Here is a 17,807-nt window from a genome sequence, read left to right on the forward strand (position 1 = left end):
CCGCTACTTCCACTGCGTGGAGACGCCGAACCCGGCCGCGATGAAGCCGAAGCCCACCACGATGTTCCAGTTGTTCAGCTGGTCGATCGGCAGCGTGCCGTCCGTCACGTAGAAGACGACGATCCAGGCCAGTCCGACCAGGAACATCGCCAGCATCACCGGGGCGACCCAGGCGCGGTTTGTCAGCTTGATCGCGGTCGCCTGCTTCGCCGGCGGCGGCGTGTAGTCGGCCTTCTTGCGGATACGTGACTTCGGCACGAGGGTCTCTCCTGTCGATGCGCTGCGTGGCCGCGCAGGTAACTGGTCGGGCTCGGGGGCTGCGTACTAGGGGACTGAGGGGCTCCCCCGGGCGTCCGTTAGCGTAGTGCTTCTACGGCGCCGAAGGAGATAAGGGTACGTTGAGCAATTCTGCCGACTCCCCCCGCACGGGTTCAACGCCCCGCCACCGTCCCGTGCGCATGCTCACCGCGGGCGTCTTCGCCCTCGCCGGACTCCTCTTCGTCACCAGCTTCCAGACGGCCAAGGGTACGAACATCCGCACGGACGCCTCCCTGCTGAAGCTCTCCGACCTGATCCAGGAGCACAGCCGCAAGAACGGCGAGCTGGACGAGTCCAACGGGGCCCTGCGCGCGCAGGTGGAGTCCCTGGCCGAGGCCGACGACGGCAGCACCAGCGCCGAGGACCAGAAGCTCACGGGCCTGGAGAAGAGCGCCGGCACCCAGAAGCTCAAGGGCAGGGCGATCACGGTCACCCTCAACGACGCCCCGCCCGACGCGACCGCCAAGCTCCCCGGCTACCCCGCGCCCCAGCCCGACTACCTGGTCATCCACCAGCAGGACCTCCAGGCCGTGGTCAACGCCCTGTGGAAGGGCGGCGCCGACGGCATCAAGGTCATGGACCAGCGGCTGATCTCCACCAGCGCCGTGCGCTGCGTCGGCAACACCCTGATCCTCCAGGGCCGGGTCTACTCACCGCCGTACAAGATCCAGGCGGTCGGCGACCCCGAGAAGCTCCAGAAGGCGCTCGCCGACTCGCCCGCGATCCAGAACTACATGGTCTACGTCAACGTCTACGGCCTCGGCTGGAAAGTCACGGAGGACGGGACGGTGACTCTGCCGGGCTACTCGGGCACAGTGGATCTGCACTACGCGAAGCCTGTGGAGTAGCAACCGGCGGGAGCGCCTGTGTCGTTACGGGTGATCGTCAGGACGTTCAGCGAGCTGTGCATCACCGTCGGCGCCGTCATCGTGCTCTTCGTCGCCTATGTGCTCTTCTGGACCGGAGTGCGGGCCGACCGGGCCATGGGCGACCAGATCGACGACCTGCACGAACAGTGGGCGACCCGGCAGCCGGCCCCGCGGGCGAGCACCCCCGCGCCGCCGGCGCCGTACCGGAACGGACAGCCCTTCGCGGTGATGTACATCCCCCGTCTCGGTTTCACGTGGAACAAGCCGGTCCTCGAAGGCACCGGGACCGGCACCCTGAAGAAGGGGCTGGGCCACTACGCCGGCACGGCACGGCTCGGCCAGCCCGGGAACTTCTCCGTCGCAGGTCACCGGCGTACCTACGGCGACCCCTTCAAGGACTTCCCCGAGCTGCGGCGCGGGGACGCGGTGGTGCTCACCGACGGCACGACCTGGTTCACGTATCGGATCGACAAAGGCCCCTACAAAACCGTGCCCTCCGACGTCGAGGTGATCGACGCTGTGCCACGTAAGTCGGGGTACACGCGTCCGGGCCGGTATCTGACGCTGACCACGTGCGATCCGGAATGGGGGCACAGTCATCGGCTGATCGTCTGGGCGCATCTCGACTCCACACAGCCCGTGGAGGCAGGCGAACCGAAGGCCCTGCGCCGTTAGTCTGGTGGCGTACGGCGTGAGTCAGGTGCCGTGGTGCGACGGAAGGGACGGCATGTACGGCTGGATCTGGCGGCATCTGCCGGGAAACGCGTGGGTGAAGGCGCTGATCTCGATCGTGCTGGCCCTCGCTGTCGTCTACGCCCTGTTCCAGTACGTCTTTCCGTGGGCCGAACCGCTGCTTCCCTTCAACGATGTGACGGTGGACAACCAGTGAGCGCGCGCATTCTCGTCGTCGACAACTACGACAGCTTCGTCTTCAACCTCGTCCAGTACCTGTACCAACTGGGCGCCGAGTGCGAGGTCCTGCGCAACGACGAGGTCTCCACGGCCCACGCCCAGGACGGCTTCGACGGCGTCCTGCTGTCCCCCGGACCCGGCACCCCCGAGGAGGCCGGCGTCTGCATCGAGATGGTCCGCCACTGCGCGGCCACCGGCGTCCCCGTCTTCGGGGTCTGCCTGGGCATGCAGTCGATGCAGGTGGCGTACGGCGGTGTCGTGGACCGCGCGCCCGAGCTGCTGCACGGAAAGACCTCGCTGGTGGAACACGAGGGCAAGGGCGTCTTCAGCGGACTGCCCACCCCCTTCACCGCGACCCGCTACCACTCGCTCGCCGCCGAGCCGGCCACCGTCCCGGCCGAGCTGGAGGTCACCGCCCGCACCCACGACGGGATCGTCATGGGGCTGCGCCACCGGGAACTGCCCGTCGAGGGCGTGCAGTTCCACCCGGAGTCGGTGCTGACCGAGCACGGCCACCGGATGCTGGCCAACTGGCTGGTGGAGTGCGGCGACCAGGGCGCGGTGGCGAGGTCGGCGGGGCTCGCCCCGGTGGTGGGCAGGGCCACGGCGTGACCGCGCTGCGCCCCGAGCGCGAGGACTCGTACGGCACCGCGCCGTACGAGTCCTTCGGCGTGGATGCGTACGCCGGGGAGCAGCCGCCGGGGGCCGAGCCGTACGCCGGCGATCCGCGCCCCGGCACCGGGCGGCGGCGGAAAGCCGCTCCGGTCGCCGGACCGAGGAGCGGTGCGGTGGGGGGCGAGGCGTTCACCCAGCAGCTTCCGCCCGTCGACGAGGAGACGGTGGCGCTGCGGATACCGGAGCCACCGCCGGCCGGGGCCGATCCTTTCGGACCGTTCGGAGGCGCCACAGCCGCCTCTGGCGCCACAACGGCCTCTCCCGCCCCTGGAACCCCCGCGGGTGGCCGGGCGGCCCGCAGGAAGGCCGCCAAGGGCCGTCACGGGCGTCACGTCGGCTCCGCCGCGGAATCCCTCGACGCGGACGACCCGGCGTTCGCGCCCTCGCAGGACGAGCGGCCGCTGTCGCGGGTGGAGGCCCGCCGACAGGCCAAGGCGCGCAAGCCCAGCGCCGCGGTCGTCGCCAGCCGGGCGGTCGGCGAGGTGTTCATCACCACGGGCGTACTGATGCTGCTCTTCGTCAGCTACCAGCTCTGGTGGACGAACGTGCGGGCGCACGCCCAGGCCAGCAAGGAGGCGGACAGCCTCCAGGACGACTGGGCGAACGGCAAGCGCAACCCGGGCACCTTCTCCCCCGGCCAGGGCTTCGCGATCCTGCACATCCCCAAGCTGGACGTGGTCGTGCCGATCGCGGAGGGCGTCAGCAACAAGAAGGTGCTCGACAAGGGCATGGTCGGGCACTACGGCGAGGGCGCGCTGAAGACGGCCATGCCCGAGGACAAGAGCGGCAACTTCGGGCTCGCCGGGCACCGCAACACCCACGGTGAACCGTTCCGCTACATCAATCGGCTCCAGAAGGGCGACGACATCGTCGTGGAGACCCAGGACGAGTACTTCGTCTACAAGATGATGTCCTCGCTGCCGGTCACCGCGCCCAGCAACACCAGCGTCCTGGAGGCCGTACCGCCGCAGTCCGGATTCACCGGTCCGGGCCGGTACATCACCCTCACCACCTGTACGCCGGAGTTCACCAGCAAGTACCGGTTGATCGTCTGGGGCAAGATGGTCGAGGAACGGCCGCGCAGCAAGGGCAAGCCGGATGCGCTAGTCGAGTAGGGGCACATGAACGTGGCAGCGACCACCGGCGACACCGAGCAGGTACGGGATCCTCAGGCGGACGCGTCGGCGGGGCCGCCGCGGCGGGGGCGGATCGCCCTCGCCGTCAGCGTCTTCGGTGAACTCCTCATCACGGCGGGCCTGGTCCTCGGCCTGTTCGTCGTCTACTCCCTGTGGTGGACGAACGTCGTCGCCGACCGGCACGCCGACAAGCAGGCCGACAAGGTCCGGGACAACTGGGCCCAGCAGGACACCGGGCCGGGCGCGCTCGACACCAAGGACGGCATCGGCTTCCTGCACGTGCCCGCCATGAGGAACGGCGACGTCCTGGTCGAGAAGGGCACCTCGACGGACGTCCTCAACGAGGGGGTGGCCGGCTACTACACCGACCCCGTCAAGGCCGCGCTCCCCACCAGCGGCAAGGACGGCAACTTCACCCTTGCCGCGCACCGGGACGGCCACGGCGCGAAGTTCCACAACATCGACAAGCTCAAGAAGGGCGACCCGATCGTCTTCGAGACGCGGGACGACTGGTACGTCTACAAGGTCTACGCGATCCTCCCCGAGACCTCGAAGTACAACGTCGAGGTCCTCGGCCGGATCCCCGAGGAGTCCGGTAAGAAGAAGGCCGGCCACTACATCACCCTGACGACCTGCACCCCGGTCTACACCTCGCGCTACCGCTATGTGGTGTGGGGCGAACTGGAGCGGGTCCAGAAGGTCGACGCGCGGCGCACCCCCCCGAAGGAACTGAACGGCTGACCGCCCCGGCGGCACGACAAGGGGCCCGGTACTCGTCCGATCCGAGTACCGGGCCCCTCGCCGTCCGCCCGTGCGGGCTCAGCGGCTAGCCGTTGCCGCCGTTGAGGAAGCCGCCGTTGTTGCCGCCGTCGTTGTTCCCGGTCTTTATGGCGATCAGGTTGACCGACGTGCCGCGGTTCACCGTGCTGCCGGGGCTCGGGTCGGAGCTGATGACCTGGGCGTCGTCGTCCTGGGAACCGGAGATCTGGCCGACGTTCAGGCCCGCGTCCGACAGCTTCTGCTTGGCGTCCTTCAGGGTCAGGCCCTGGAGGTCGGACGGCACCTGGGTCTGGCTGCTCTTGCCGACCTGGATCGTCACCGTGGAGCCCTTGTCGACCTGGGACCCGATGGACGGGCTGGTCGAGATGACCTTGCCGACCTGGTTCTGGTCCTGGGTGTCGACGTCGACGCAGTTGCCGGTCAGGTTGTTGGCCTGCATCTGGTTCTTGGCGGCTTCACAGCTCTGGCCGGAGACGTCGGGGACGGTGGCCTTCTCCTCGGCCTTGGCGATCTCCAGGGTCACGGTCGAGCCCTTCTCCAGCTCGGTGCCCGGGTCGGGGTCCTGGCTGAGGACCGTGCCCGCCTCCTGGGAGGACACCGTCTGCTTGGTCTCGACCTCGAAGCCCTTGTCCTCGAGCTGACTCTTCGCTGTTTCCTCGTCCTTGTCGATCACGTTCGGCACCGCCACCTTGGGCGCGCCCGTCGAGACGACCAGGTTGACCTCGGTGTTCTTCTTGACCTCGGTCTTGGCTGCGGGGTCCTGCGAGCAGATCTGGCCGGCGGGCTGGTTCTCGCAGGCCTTCTTGGTGACCGTGCCGACCTTGAGGTCGACATTGGTCAGCTGTTGTCTGGCGTTGGCCTCGGTCTGGCTGATCAGGCTGGGGACGTTCACCGTCTCGTCGCTCGCGTTCTTGCCGCTGAACGCGTACTTCCCGATCAGGATCGCACCCACCAGCACCAGGATCGCGGCCACGGCCAGCAGGATCGTCGAGGTGTTCGACTTCTTCTGGCGGCGGCGGTCCGGGCGGTCGTCGTAGGTGCCGAAGCCGTAGCCCCCGTCGTCCGGGTTCATCGGCGGCAGCATCGAGGTGGCGCCGCCGTCGGCGGAGCGCAGGGCCGTGGTGGCCTGGTCGTCGCCGTAGCCGTAGCCGACGGAACCCATCGCCGCCGTGGCCCCGACCGGCTGGCCGTCGAGGCAGGCCTCGATGTCCGCGCGCATCTCGTCGGCCGACTGGTAGCGGTAGTTCGGGTCCTTGACCAGCGCCTTCAGGACGATCGCGTCCATCTCGGGGGTGATCTCGGGGTCGAACACCGACGGGGGCTGCGGCTCCTCCCGTACATGCTGGTAGGCCACCGCCACCGGGGAGTCCCCGACGAAGGGCGGGCGGACCGTCAGCAGTTCGTAGAGGAGACAACCCGTCGAATACAGGTCCGAGCGCGCGTCGACCTGCTCGCCCTTCGCCTGCTCCGGCGAGAGGTACTGGGCGGTGCCGATCACGGCCGCGGTCTGGGTCATCGTCATCCCGGAGTCGCCCATCGCACGGGCGATGCCGAAGTCCATGACCTTGACCTGGCCGTTGCGCGTCAGCATGACGTTCGCCGGCTTGATGTCCCGGTGCACGATGCCGCTTCGGTGCGCGTACTCCAGGCCCTGGAGGATGCCGATGGTCATCTCCAGCGTCCGCTCCGGCAGCAGCTTGCGGCCGGAGTGGAGCAGCTCACGGAGCGTGGAGCCCTCGACGTACTCCATGACGATGTACGGGATCGAGACCCCGTCGATGTAGTCCTCGCCGGTGTCGTAGACCGCGACGATCGCAGGGTGGTTGAGCGAGGCGGCCGACTGGGCCTCCCGGCGGAACCGGGCCTGGAAGGAAGGGTCGCGCGCGAGGTCCACGCGCAGCGTCTTCACCGCCACGGCGCGGCCGAGGCGGGTGTCGTGCGCGAAATAGACCTCCGCCATGCCACCACGACCGAGCACATGGCCCAGCTCGTACCGGCCGCCGAGGCGACGCGGCTCTTCCATAGCTACCTACCAGCCCTCTCCGTCGGTCCCGACCGGCACACGTGTGCGGTCGAAGGCTGCCGTCCGGGCATACCGTACCCGGACGGCGGTCTGTGACCTGGCCAAGCCCGTCACCCGATGCAGGACCGGTATCGCAACGTGCACCGATGTGCAGGCAACGTGATGGGGGTCACTTCTTGCTGTCGATGACGGCCTTCATCACGTCCCTTGCGATCGGACCGGCGAGACCGCCACCGGTGATGTCCTCACGGTTGGCCGCGCCGTCCTCGACGACGACCGCGACGGCCACGGGCGCGCTGCCGTCGGACAGCTTCGCGTACGAGATGAACCAGGCGTACGGCTTCTCGCTGTTGTTCAGGCCGTGCTGGGCGGTACCGGTCTTGCCGCCGACGGTGACGCCGGAGATCTTGGCCTTGCCGCCGGTGCCCTGCGGGTCGTTGACGACCGTCTCCATCATGTCCTGGAGCTTCTGCGCGGTCTCCGCGGAGACCGCCTGGGACAGCTGCTGCGGCTCGGTCGTCTCCAGGGTGTCCAGGTTCGGTGCCCTGACCTCGTCGACCATGTACGGCTTCATCAGCTTGCCGTCGTTGGCGACCGCCGAGGCGACCATGGCCATCTGGAGCGGGGTGGCGCGGTTGGAGGCCTGGCCGATGCCGTCCTGGGCGTTCTGCGGCCGGTTGTCCTTCGGGTAGATGCTCTCGGCGGCGCGCACCGGGGTGTCCAGCTCGGCCTCGTTGAAGCCGAACTTCTCCGCCTGCTCGATCATCTTCGCGTTGCCGACGTTGTCGGCCATCTTCGCGAAGACGGTGTTGCAGGACACCATGAGCGCGTACCGCAGGGAGGCGTTCTTGCACTCGCCGTGTTCGTTGGTGAGCTTGCTCGAGGACTCCGGCAGCGGGAACGGGTCCGGGGTGTCGGTCTTGTCGTCGATCCCGTCGACCTCGCCGTTCTCCAGCGCCGCGGCGCCCGTGACCACCTTGAACGTGGAGCCCGGAGGGTAGGTCTCGCGCAGCGCGCGGTTGAGCATCGGGTCGTCGGCGTTGTTCTTCTTCTGGACGGCCTCCCAGGCCTCCTGGTCCTTGCTGGAGGACCCGGCGAACTTGGAGGGGTCGTACGACGGCGTGGAGACCAGGGCCAGGATCTTGCCGGTGGACGGCTCGATCGCGGCGACGGCGCCCTTCTTGCTGCCGAGGCCCTCGTAGGCGGCCTTCTGGGCGGCGGCGTTGAGGGTGGTGACGACGCTGCCGCCCTGCTTCTCCTTGCCCGTGATCATGTCCAGGGTGTTGCGGAAGAAGAGCCGGTCGTCGTTGCCGGAGAGGATGCCGTCCTCGAGCTTCTCCAGCTGGTTGGCGCCGAAGGCCTGCGAGGAGAAACCGGTGACCGGCGCCCACATGGCGCCGTCCTTCCAGGTGCGCTTGTACTTGTAGTCGCCGGTGGTCTCGACGGAGCCGGTGATGGCCTTGCCGTCGACGATGATGTCTCCGCGCGGCGTGGAGTAGCGCGTGATGTTGACGCGGCGGTTCTTGGTGTCGCTCGCGAGGGTGTCCGCCTTGACGTACTGCAGGTAGTTGTCCCGCAGCAGCAGGGTCAGCACGAGCAGGCCGCAGAAGATCGCGATCCGGCGCAGGGGCTTGTTCATGACGGGCGGACCACCTGGGTCATCTCGGCGTCGGGGTTGGAGGCGGGGGCCGGGGCCGGGCGCCGCGCGGTGTCGCTGATCCGGATCAGGATGCCGATCAGGGCCCAGTTGGCGATGACGGACGAACCGCCGTACGCCAGGAAGGGCATCGTCATACCGGTGAGCGGGATGAGACCCATCACACCGCCGGCGACGACGAACACCTGGAGCGCGAAGGCGCCGGAGAGGCCGATGGCGAGCAGCTTGCCGAACGGGTCGCGGGCGGCGAGGGCGGTGCGCACGCCGCGTTCCACGATCAGGCCGTAGAGCAGGAGCAGCGCCATGATGCCGGCGAGGCCCAGCTCCTCGCCGAACGTGGCGAGGATGAAGTCGGAGTTGGCGGCGAACTTGATCAGCTCGGAGTGGCCCTGGCCCCAGCCGGTGCCGAGGGTGCCGCCGGAGCCGAAGGCCCACAGCGCCTGCATGGCCTGCTCGGAGTGGCCGACGACGCCCTGCTGGGAGAGCTTGTACTCGTTCATCGGGGAGAGCCAGGCCTGGACGCGCTGCTGGACGTGGCTCTCGAACTGCGCCACGCCGACCGCGCCGACCGAGGACATCAGCAGACCGAAGACGATCCAGCTGGTCCGCTCGGTGGCGACGTACAGCATGATGACGAACATTCCGAAGAACAGCAGCGAGGTGCCGAGGTCCGTCTCGAAGACCAGGATCAGGATCGAGACCAGCCAGACCACGATGATCGGGCCGAGGTCACGGCCGCGCGGCAGGTACAGGCCGAGGACGCGGCGGCTGGCCAGGGCGAGCGCGTCGCGCTTCACCATCAGATAGCCGGCGAAGAAGATCGCCAGCACGATCTTCGCGAACTCACCGGGCTGGATGGAGAAACCGGCGACCGAGATCCAGATCTTGGCGCCGTAGATGTTCTGGCCGAGACCGGGGACGAGCGGGAGCAGCAGCAGGAACAGCGCGCCGACCATGGAGATGTAGGTGTAGCGCTGGAGGACGCGGTGGTCCTTGAGGAAGATCAGCACCACGATGAAGAGCGCGATGCCCATCGCCGTGTACATCAGCTGCCGGGGCGCGGCCGTGCCCGCCTGCTTGATCTGCTGGAGCAGCTTCGACTGGTCCAGTCTCCAGATGGCGACGAGACCGAGGCCGTTCAGCAGGGTGGCCAGCGGCAGCAGCAGCGGGTCGGCGTACGGCGCGAACTTGCGTACGACGAGATGGGCGACGCCGGCCAGCAGGCCGAGGCCCAGGCCGTAGCTCAGCAGGCCGGACGGTACCTGGTCGTTGATCGCGAGGCCCACGTTGGCGTAGGCGAAGACCGGGATCACGACGGCGAACACCAGCAGCGCGAGCTCGGTGTTGCGCCGGCTCGGGGTGCCGATCGAGCCGATCGTGGACGTGTGATGCGTCGGCGAATTAGTAGTACTGCTCATGATGTGACAGGGCCTCTCACGGCTTGCCTACTGCTCACCGCACCGCGAGACGACCTTCTGCTCTTCCTCCGAGAGAGTGGGGCCGGGGCTGGGAGTGGCGGTCGCGGACGGGGACGGGGACGACGAACCCGACGGCTTGCTCGGGTTCGGGGTCGGGCTCGGTGAAGCCTTGGACGTGAGGGACACGGGGGTGGTTCCCGTGCCGCCGCCGGTCCGGCCGGAGCCGGTCTTCGAACTGGCCGTGGCCTTGGCGGCGTCGGCCTGCGTCTGCTTCTGGCACGCGGACGCCTGGACCGACAGTTCCTCGATCTTCTTCTGGGCGCTGCTCAGGCTGCCCTCGGGGATCGTGGCCTGGACCTGCTTCTGCTGGTACTCCGGGAGGTACTTGAGTTCGATCTCGGGGTGGTCCTTCTCCACCTTCGAGAGCGAGACCCAGGCCAGGTCCTGGCTGATGCCCCGGTACAGCGCGAGGTGCTCGCCGTTGGTGCCGACGTAGTACTGCGTCTGCGTCCAGCGCCAGCCGCCGTAGAGACCCCCGCCGATCACGGCGAGGGTGAGGACGCTGTAGAAGGATCTCTTCAGCCACCTGCGGCCCTTGCGCGGCTTGACGAAGTCGTCGTCGGTGTACTCCCCGAAGCCGTCGGTGGGGATGAAGCCGGTGATGTCGCCGCCGGAGCCGGGCGGGCCGAACTCGCCGCCCCCGCCGCCCGCGTGGCGCCTGCGGCCGAGGTTCGAGGCACGGCCGGCCGGGGTCTGCATGATGCCGTTGTCGTGCAGCTGGTGCTGGGTCTCGGCGACCGCGCCGACCACGACCGGGGTGTCGGAGAGCTGTCCGGCGAGGGTGTCGCCGGTGTCCAGGTCGAGGACGTCGGCGACGATGACGGTGATGTTGTCGGGGCCGCCGCCGCGCAGCGCGAGCTGGATCAGCTCCCCCACGGTCTCCTGCGGGCCCTGGTAGCTGGCGAGGGTGTCCTCGAGGGTCTGGTGGGAGACCACCCCGGACAGTCCGTCGGAGCAGATCAGATAGCGGTCGCCGGCCCGGACCTCACGGATCGACAGATCGGGCTCGACGTGCTCGCCGCTGCCGAGCGCCCGCATCAGCAGGGAGCGCTGGGGGTGGGTGGTGGCCTCTTCCTCGGTGATGCGGCCCTCGTCGACCAGCCGCTGCACCCAGGTGTGGTCCTGGGTGATCTGGGTCAGTACGCCGTCCCGGAGCAGGTAGGCGCGCGAGTCGCCGACGTGCACCAGACCGAGGCGCTGGCCCGTCCACAGCAGGGCGGTCAGGGTGGTCCCCATGCCTTCGAGCTGGGGGTCCTCCTCGACCAGGGAGCGCAGCTGGTCGTTGGCGCGCTGGACGTAGGTGCCGAGGGAGGTGAGGACGTCGGAGCCGGGCACGTCGTCGTCGAGGGCGACGATGGTGGAGATGGCCTCGGAGGAGGCGACCTCACCGGCGGCGGCGCCGCCCATGCCGTCGGCGATGGCGAGCAGACGGGGACCGGCGTACCCCGAGTCCTCGTTGCCCTCGCGGATCATGCCCTTGTGCGATCCGGCGGCGAAACGCAGTGACAGACTCATGCCCACCTCGCCCGTCGGCCCCGGGTACAGCCGGTCGTGTCGAGCCACACTGCCCACCCTCCGGTCGGGAGCGCGCCCGGGACCGGGGTGCCGGCCGCCCTGGCGTGCTCGCTCCGCTCGCGCTCAGTCATGATGTAGCACTACTTCCGCAGCTCGATGACGGTCTTGCCGATACGGATCGGCGCGCCCAGCGGGATCGGCGTGGGGGTCGTCAACCGCGTTCGGTCGAGGTACGTGCCATTGGTGGAGCCCAGGTCCTCGACGATCCACTGGCCGTCGCGGTCCGGGTAGATCCTGGCATGACGGCTGGAGGCGTAGTCGTCGTCCAGCACGATCGTGCTGTCGTGCGCGCGGCCCAGGGTGATGGTCTGGCCCTGCAGCGCGACGGTCGTGCCGGTGAGGATGCCCTCGGACACGACGAGTTTGGTCGGGGCGTTACGGCCCCGGCGGCCGCTGGAAGCGGCGGGCTGCTGGCGCTGCTGCGGGGGCGCCTGCTGGCGCTGTGCCTGCTGCGGTCGTCCGGCTTCCCGTCGCGAGCCGCGCTGGGTGACGCGCGTACCGAACAGGTCGCTGCGGATGACCTGTACGGCCACGATCACGAACAGCCACAGTACGGCCAGGAAACCCAGCCGCATGACCGTGAGGGTCAGCTCTGACATTGCCCCCGCTTCACCCTTCGGCTTGCCTATAGATAACGGTGGTGCTGCCCACGACGATCCGCGAGCCGTCGCGGAGCGTAGCGCGGGTGGTGTGCTGCCCGTCCACCACGATGCCGTTGGTGGATCCGAGATCCTGGATCGTCGAGGGCGAACCGGTCCGGATCTCGCAGTGCCGGCGGGACACGCCGGGGTCGTCGATCCGTACGTCGGCCTCGGTGGAGCGGCCCAGGACGAGGGTGCCGCGGGAGATCTGGTGGCGGGTGCCGTTGATCTCGACCCAGTGGCGGGTACGCGAGCCGGGCGCGGGCGCGCCGGCGAGGCCGCCGCCCGCGGCGCCGGGGCGCTGGGCACCGGCGGCGGGCGGATAGCCGTAACCGCCGGCGGCCGGCGGGGGCGCGGACGGCATGGGGGGAGCGGCGGTGCCGCCGGCGGGCGGGTAGCCGTAGCCACCGGGCCGCTGGGCCGGGCCGCCGCCGCCGGGCGCGCCCGCGGCGGCCTGGCTGCTGGAGGAGGCGAGCGTACGGCTGCGCACCCGGTACAGGCCGGTGTCGAGGTCGTCCGCCTTCTCCAGGTTGACCTTGATCGGTCCCATGAAGGTGTAGCGCTGCTGCTTGGCGTAGTCGCGCACCATGCCGGCGAGCTCGTCGCCGAGCTGGCCGGAGTAGGGGCTGAGGCGCTCGTGGTCCGGCGCGCTCAGCTCCACGATGAAGTCGTTGGGGACGACGGTCCGGTCGCGGTTCCAGATCGTCGCGTTGTTGTCGCACTCGCGCTGGAGCGCGCCGGCGATCTCCACGGGCTGGACCTCGGACTTGAAGACCTTGGCGAAGGTGCCGTTGACCAGACCCTCGAGACGCTGCTCGAACTTCTTCAGGACTCCCATGGGGCACCTCCTCCGTCGTGACCTGCGTCCCGTGTCCTGCTGCCTACCTGGTACTGCTTACTGATCGTATCCACGCGCCGGTGAATCGGCTGGTTCCCCCTGTCGGCCCCGTCGACGGGTGTCGACGCGCTCGTCCTCACCTGTCTCCGTACCTGCTTCCGTACCGGTTTTCTGCCCAGGATCGTAGAGGCGGCCGAGGACCAGTGTCCCGCACCCGACTGTGGACCTCGTCCTGCTCCCGGGGAGACGGACGCCATAGGTACGAGGTTGATACGTGAACCAGTCACCGCCGAGACGTACGAGGTTGCCGTCGGTCTCCCAGGGGACCTGTGCCCCGGATAAGGGATGTGAACGCACCCTGGTCACCGTGCTAGTGTTCTGCATGTCGGAAGGCGCCGGGGTGAAAAGCCCGAAGCCGGAGGACACACTCAATGCGCGGGTGGCGGAATAGGCAGACGCGCTGGATTCAGGTTCCAGTGCCCGCAAGGGCGTGGGGGTTCAACTCCCCCCTCGCGCACCAGACGGAAGCCCCCAGGTCTCGGACCTGGGGGCTTCCGCGCGTTCGGAGCCGCTCACCGTGTGTGAGGAACGTCTCAGGCTGTCGATCTCCGTGGTTTCACGTGAAACAGGGCTGCCGTGACGCAGGCCACGGGCGGTACGGTCGGCTCGAATTGATCGACGTGTACGGATATACGGATATGCGGGGGAGGCGGTCACCGTGACCGAGGCCGGGTCGGGGGCAGTTGCGGGCGGGGCGCGCAGACTTCCTCACGTGCGGGGATTCGCCGGGCGGTTCGCGGCGGAGGCGGCGGCCGGGGTCGCGGCGGGGGCCGGGTCCGTCGAGGGCGCCGGGGCTCGCGCGCCGAAGGAGCGGGGCAAGGCGCTGCGGGACGCGGTAGCGCGGTCCTCGCACGCCCTGCTCGACCTGGACGCCGCCCGCCCGGACGCGGTGACGGCGGTCGAGGAGTCCAACCAGGGCCGTATCGCGGAGCTGACGCCCATACGGGTCGGACGGATGGCGGCCACTCCGTTCGCGTTCCTGCGCGGTTCGGCCGGTCTCATGGCCCATGACCTCGCCCGCACCCCGATGACCCGGATCGGCGCCCAGATCTGCGGTGACGCCCACGCGGCCAACTTCGGTCTGTACGGGGACGCCCGCGGCGGGCTCGTCATCGACCTCAACGACTTCGACGAGACGGTCCACGGCCCCTGGGAGTGGGACCTCAAGCGGCTCGCCGCCTCCCTGGTGCTCGCGGGCCGGGAGGCCGGCGCCGACGAGGACACCTGCCGCCAGGCCGCCCATGGCGCGGCCGGCTCCTACCGCCGCACCATGCGGCTGCTGGCCCGGCTGCCCGTGCTGGACGCCTGGAACGCGATCGCCGACGAGGAGTTGGTCTCCCACACCGACGCCCACGACCTGGTGGGCACGCTGGAGCGGGTCTCGGAGAAGGCGCGGGCCAACACCAGCGGGCGGTTCGCGGCGAAGTCGACCGCCCGCACCGAGGACGGCGGCCGCCGCTTCGTCGACGCGCCGCCGGTGCTGCGCCGGATCCCGGACGAGGAGGCCGCGGCGGTGGCCCTCTCCCTGGAGCCCTACCTGGCCACCCTCTCCGAGGACCGCCACCCGCTGCTGTCCCGGCACGCGGTGCACGACGTCGCCTTCCGGGTCGTCGGCACGGGCAGCGTCGGTACCCGCTCGTATGTCGTCCTGCTCCTGGACCACCGGGGCGAGCCGCTGATCCTCCAGGTGAAGGAGGCGCGCGTCTCGGCCCTGGTGCCGCATCTGCGGACGGCCGGTTTCGAGGTGCCGGACGAGGACCACGAGGGCCGCCGGGTGGTGCTCGGCCAGAAGCGGATGCAGGTCGTCAGCGACATCCTGCTGGGCTGGACGACCGTCGAGGGCCGGCCCTTCCAGGTACGGCAGTTCCGCAACCGCAAGGGCAGTGTCGACCCGGCCGCGCTCGCCGCCGACCAGGTCGACGACTACGGGCGGATGACCGGCGCCCTGCTGGCCCGCGCCCACTCCCACAGCGCCGACCCGCGGCTGATCGCCGGCTACTGCGGCAAGAACGAGGAACTCGACGAGGCGATCGCCGCCTTCGCCGTCGCCTACGCCGACCGCACGGAGGCCGACCACGGCGACCTGGTGACGGCGGTACGGGCGGGACGGATCGCGGCGGAGACGGGGGTGTGAGAAGGGTGACGCCCCGGTGAGGTACGTGGATCTCGACGGCGAGGCCGGGGGCCCGACCGGGGTCATCGACCCCCGGCCCTATCTGGAGCGGCTCCCCGAGCCGGCGGAACGGCTGCCACCGGGGGCGGCGGGGTGCGCTGGGTGACCGTGGGCCTGCGCTGTGAGGACGACGGGCTCGCCGGGGTGTGCGCGGACTGGAAGAACGACCACCGGCCCACGGCCCGTCCGCCGGCCCTGTCGTAGCCGGTCGGGGGCGGTGAGCCGCCTCGGGTCGTGCGGGCTTGGCCTACGCTGGTCGGGTGACGACCCCCGAAGCTGAGCAGTCGCGGCCCGAGGAGCGGCTGGAGCAGGCCGTGCGGGCCGCCGAGCAGGCGTTGATCGAGTTCGAGATCGCGGTGGAGACCTTCCGCGTCGAGGTCGAGAACTTCTCGCGGCTCCACCACCAGAAACTCGGCCCCATGTACACCCGGCTCGACGAGCTGGACGCGCAGATCGCCGAGGCCAGGGCGGCCCGTTCCGGCGACCCCGAGGACCTGCGCCAGGCACAGGAGGCGCGGGCCCGGGTGCAGCCGATGCCGGGGGTCGAGGAGCTGTTCCACGGCTGGATGGACGGCGACGGACTCTACCCCGAGGCCGTGGCGATGCTCACGGAGCAGCCGGTACGGCCCCCGGAGCGGGTGCGGCCCAGCGAGGAGGCCCGCAAGCTCTACCGCGAGCTGGCCCGCAAGGCCCACCCCGACCTGGCCCAGGAGGACCAGGAGCGGGCCCGGCGCGAGGAGTTCATCACCCGCGTCAACGCCGCCTACGCCCGCGGGGACGAGACCGCGCTGCGCGAGCTGGCCGAGGAGTGGGCCGCGGGCCCGCCGCCCGCCGAGCGCCGCCCGACGCCCAGCGAGGAGCTCTACGCCCGGCTGGAGTGGCTCGCCGAGCGCAAGGAGCTGCTGGCACTGGTCGCCCGGAACCTGGAGGACAGCGCCATCGGCTCCATGCTGAAGATGGCCCCGGACGACCCCGACCGCCTGCTGGACGAGATCGCCGAGCAGCTGCTCGCGGACGTCGCCAAGAAGGAGGCGGAGCTCGCGGGGCTCGTGGGGTAACCGGTCCTGTCGCGTCGGGTAGCGTCGGGGGCATGAGTTTTGGAGCTGGGGTGCCCACGGTCGAGGTCGGCGAGGTCGGGGACGGCGACTTCCTGCTGGACGTCCGTGAGGACGACGAGTGGCAGGCGGGTCACGCCGAAGGCGCGCTGCACATTCCCATCAGCGAGTTCGTCGCCCGCTACGGCGAGCTGACCGAGGCGGCCCCGCAGGACGGGCGCGTCCATGTGATCTGCCGGTCCGGCGGTCGCTCGGCGCAGGTCACGATGTACCTCGTCCAGCAGGGCATCGACGCGGTCAACGTCGACGGCGGCATGCAGTTCTGGCAGGCCCTTGGCCGTCCCGTGGTGACGGACGGGGGACAGCCGGGGGCCGTTCTCTGACCTGACGGTCAGCCGGAGCCTTCAGCCGACGAGCGGATGGGCGGCCAGCAGGTCGCCCAAGGTCTCCTCGTGCGCCGCGGCCGGTCCGAGCGACAGCTCCAGATGCTTCGCCCAGGCGTGGTAGCGGTGCAGCGGGTAGTCGACGTCGGCACCGAACCCGCCGTGCAGATGCTGTGCCGTCTGCACGATCCGCCGTACCCCTTCCGAGGCCCAGATCTTGGCCACGGCGACATCGCCGGAGGCGGGCAGGGCGCCCGGCGCCCCGGAGGCGATCCGCCAGGCGGCCTGCCACAGGGTGACCTCCATGGCGCGCAGATCGATGTAGCGGTCGGCGGCCTGTACGGCGACGGCCTGGAAGGTGGCGATCGGGTGCCCGAACTGCTCGCGCTTGCTCGCGTAGTCACCGGTCATCCCGAGGACCCGGTCCCCCAGTCCGAGCGCCAGCGCACAGGTTCCGGTGGCCAGCAGCTGCCGCAGCCACTCCCCGGCGCCCTCGGCGGTGAGGACGTACCGGGCCGGGATCCGCACCGACTCCAGCCGCAGTTCGCCGAGCCGCTCCCCGGTGGTGGAGATCTGCTCGCCGAGGACGACCCCCTCCTGCTCCCGGGCGACCACGGCGAGGATGTCGTGGACATCGCGGTCGTCGCGGTCGTCGCCGACGCGCGCCGGGACGAGGACGTAGTCGGCGTCATGGGCCCAGGGCACCGTCGTCTGCACCCCGTCCAGGATCCAGTCACCGCCGTCCTGGCCGTCCGCGCCGCCCGGGCCGTCCTGCCGGGCGGTCACCGCGAGTTCGGCCGCGTCGTGGCCGGTACGGCCGTGCGAGGCGACCGTCAGCACGGTCTCGCCCCGCCCCGCCGACGCGAGCAGCTCGGCCCGCAACTCCGGTCCGCCGTAGGCCTGTACGGCCGCGGCGGCCGCGGTGTTCTCCAGCAGCGGCACCCGCGCCAGCACCTTGCCGGCCTCCCGCAGGACCAGACACAGCGCCACGGCGTCCAGTCCGGCCCCGCCGTACTCCTCGTCGAGCAGCAGGCTCAGCAGGTCCGCCGAGGCGAGCCGGTCCCACAGGGCCCGGTCGAAGCCGTCGGCCACCGGGCGGCCCTGGGTGAGCGCGGGGCTCGGCACGGCGTCGGGCGCGACCCCGGCGAAGACCCCGCGGGCCGCCTCGGCCGCCGCCTGCTGCTCCTCGCTGAAGGTGAAGTCCACGGCCTGTCCTCTCCGAGGGGTCGGCTGA

The 17,807-nt window shown here is 70.1% G+C and carries 18 protein-coding genes and 1 tRNA gene; 11 read left to right on the plus strand and 8 right to left on the minus strand.

What is annotated here, in order from left to right; genetic code table 11:
- Positions 1 to 3: 3 nt before the first annotated feature.
- On the minus strand, positions 4 to 258 hold the full coding sequence (gene crgA / locus ABZ490_RS10110) for a cell division protein CrgA (RefSeq protein ID WP_358987118.1): 255 nt from the start codon (positions 256 to 258) through the stop codon (positions 4 to 6).
- A 140-nt stretch (positions 259 to 398) separates the two neighbouring features.
- Here crgA and ABZ490_RS10115 point away from each other — a divergent pair, with 140 nt between their 5' ends.
- The 6 genes from ABZ490_RS10115 to ABZ490_RS10140 are packed head-to-tail and all read left to right on the plus strand — an operon-like array spanning position 399 to position 4,651.
- Positions 399 to 1,166 carry a DUF881 domain-containing protein gene (locus ABZ490_RS10115; RefSeq protein ID WP_358987120.1) on the plus strand — a complete coding sequence of 256 codons (768 nt, stop codon included), beginning with the start codon at positions 399 to 401 and terminating at the stop codon, positions 1,164 to 1,166.
- Between the two features lie 18 nt (positions 1,167 to 1,184).
- On the plus strand, positions 1,185 to 1,862 hold the full coding sequence (locus ABZ490_RS10120; protein ID WP_358987123.1) for a class E sortase: 678 nt from the start codon (positions 1,185 to 1,187) through the stop codon (positions 1,860 to 1,862).
- A gap of 16 nt (positions 1,863 to 1,878) precedes the next feature.
- Complete coding sequence (locus ABZ490_RS10125; protein WP_358987126.1) at positions 1,879 to 2,076, plus strand: hypothetical protein; 198 nt, start codon at positions 1,879 to 1,881, stop codon at positions 2,074 to 2,076.
- On the plus strand, positions 2,073 to 2,711 hold the full coding sequence (locus ABZ490_RS10130; protein WP_358987128.1) for an aminodeoxychorismate/anthranilate synthase component II: 639 nt from the start codon (positions 2,073 to 2,075) through the stop codon (positions 2,709 to 2,711). The genes ABZ490_RS10125 and ABZ490_RS10130 overlap by 4 nt, the downstream gene beginning before the upstream one ends.
- Positions 2,708 to 3,889, plus strand: a complete 1,182-nt coding sequence (locus ABZ490_RS10135; RefSeq protein ID WP_358987131.1) for a class E sortase — start codon at positions 2,708 to 2,710, stop codon at positions 3,887 to 3,889. The genes ABZ490_RS10130 and ABZ490_RS10135 overlap by 4 nt, the downstream gene beginning before the upstream one ends.
- Positions 3,890 to 3,895: 6 nt before the next feature.
- Complete coding sequence (locus tag ABZ490_RS10140; RefSeq protein ID WP_358987134.1) at positions 3,896 to 4,651, plus strand: class E sortase; 756 nt, start codon at positions 3,896 to 3,898, stop codon at positions 4,649 to 4,651.
- Positions 4,652 to 4,736: 85 nt separating this feature from the next.
- Here the strand turns inward: ABZ490_RS10140 and pknB are convergent, their stop codons facing one another.
- The 6 genes from pknB to ABZ490_RS10170 all read right to left on the minus strand — a co-directional run bounded on the left by pknB (position 4,737) and on the right by ABZ490_RS10170 (position 12,902).
- Complete coding sequence (gene pknB / locus ABZ490_RS10145; RefSeq protein ID WP_358987137.1) at positions 4,737 to 6,713, minus strand: Stk1 family PASTA domain-containing Ser/Thr kinase; 1,977 nt, start codon at positions 6,711 to 6,713, stop codon at positions 4,737 to 4,739.
- 169 nt (positions 6,714 to 6,882) lie between these two features.
- Complete coding sequence (locus tag ABZ490_RS10150) at positions 6,883 to 8,352, minus strand: penicillin-binding transpeptidase domain-containing protein (protein ID WP_358987140.1); 1,470 nt, start codon at positions 8,350 to 8,352, stop codon at positions 6,883 to 6,885.
- Complete coding sequence (locus tag ABZ490_RS10155) at positions 8,349 to 9,788, minus strand: FtsW/RodA/SpoVE family cell cycle protein (RefSeq protein WP_358987143.1); 1,440 nt, start codon at positions 9,786 to 9,788, stop codon at positions 8,349 to 8,351. The genes ABZ490_RS10150 and ABZ490_RS10155 overlap by 4 nt, the downstream gene beginning before the upstream one ends.
- A 27-nt stretch (positions 9,789 to 9,815) precedes the next feature.
- Positions 9,816 to 11,363 (minus strand): protein phosphatase 2C domain-containing protein, encoded by a 1,548-nt coding sequence (locus ABZ490_RS10160; RefSeq protein WP_358987146.1) that lies wholly within the window; start codon positions 11,361 to 11,363, stop codon positions 9,816 to 9,818.
- Positions 11,364 to 11,503: 140 nt separating this feature from the next.
- On the minus strand, positions 11,504 to 12,022 hold the full coding sequence (locus ABZ490_RS10165) for an FHA domain-containing protein (RefSeq protein ID WP_358987149.1): 519 nt from the start codon (positions 12,020 to 12,022) through the stop codon (positions 11,504 to 11,506).
- Positions 12,023 to 12,032: 10 nt separating this feature from the next.
- Positions 12,033 to 12,902 (minus strand): DUF3662 and FHA domain-containing protein, encoded by an 870-nt coding sequence (locus tag ABZ490_RS10170; protein WP_358987152.1) that lies wholly within the window; start codon positions 12,900 to 12,902, stop codon positions 12,033 to 12,035.
- Between the two features lie 433 nt (positions 12,903 to 13,335).
- Here ABZ490_RS10170 and ABZ490_RS10175 point away from each other — a divergent pair.
- From ABZ490_RS10175 to ABZ490_RS10195, 5 genes are all read left to right on the plus strand, one after another.
- Positions 13,336 to 13,422 (plus strand) — tRNA-Leu (locus tag ABZ490_RS10175).
- A 198-nt stretch (positions 13,423 to 13,620) separates the two neighbouring features.
- The gene (locus ABZ490_RS10180) at positions 13,621 to 15,096 is read left to right on the plus strand and encodes a DUF2252 domain-containing protein (RefSeq protein WP_358987155.1); all 1,476 of its coding nucleotides are present in this window, start codon (positions 13,621 to 13,623) and stop codon (positions 15,094 to 15,096) included.
- 16 nt (positions 15,097 to 15,112) lie between these two features.
- Complete coding sequence (locus ABZ490_RS10185; RefSeq protein WP_358987158.1) at positions 15,113 to 15,241, plus strand: hypothetical protein; 129 nt, start codon at positions 15,113 to 15,115, stop codon at positions 15,239 to 15,241.
- Between the two features lie 154 nt (positions 15,242 to 15,395).
- The gene (locus ABZ490_RS10190) at positions 15,396 to 16,193 is read left to right on the plus strand and encodes a hypothetical protein (protein ID WP_358987161.1); all 798 of its coding nucleotides are present in this window, start codon (positions 15,396 to 15,398) and stop codon (positions 16,191 to 16,193) included.
- A gap of 50 nt (positions 16,194 to 16,243) precedes the next feature.
- Complete coding sequence (locus tag ABZ490_RS10195) at positions 16,244 to 16,573, plus strand: rhodanese-like domain-containing protein (protein ID WP_358987411.1); 330 nt, start codon at positions 16,244 to 16,246, stop codon at positions 16,571 to 16,573.
- Positions 16,574 to 16,594: 21 nt separating this feature from the next.
- Here ABZ490_RS10195 and ABZ490_RS10200 read toward each other — a convergent pair whose 3' ends face one another.
- Positions 16,595 to 17,779 carry an acyl-CoA dehydrogenase gene (locus ABZ490_RS10200; protein WP_358987164.1) on the minus strand — a complete coding sequence of 395 codons (1,185 nt, stop codon included), beginning with the start codon at positions 17,777 to 17,779 and terminating at the stop codon, positions 16,595 to 16,597.
- Between the last annotated feature and the right edge of the window lie 28 nt (positions 17,780 to 17,807).

Source organism: Streptomyces sp. NPDC005811 (assembly GCF_040630405.1).
In the GTDB taxonomy this organism is placed as follows: Bacteria; Actinomycetota; Actinomycetes; order Streptomycetales; family Streptomycetaceae; genus Streptomyces.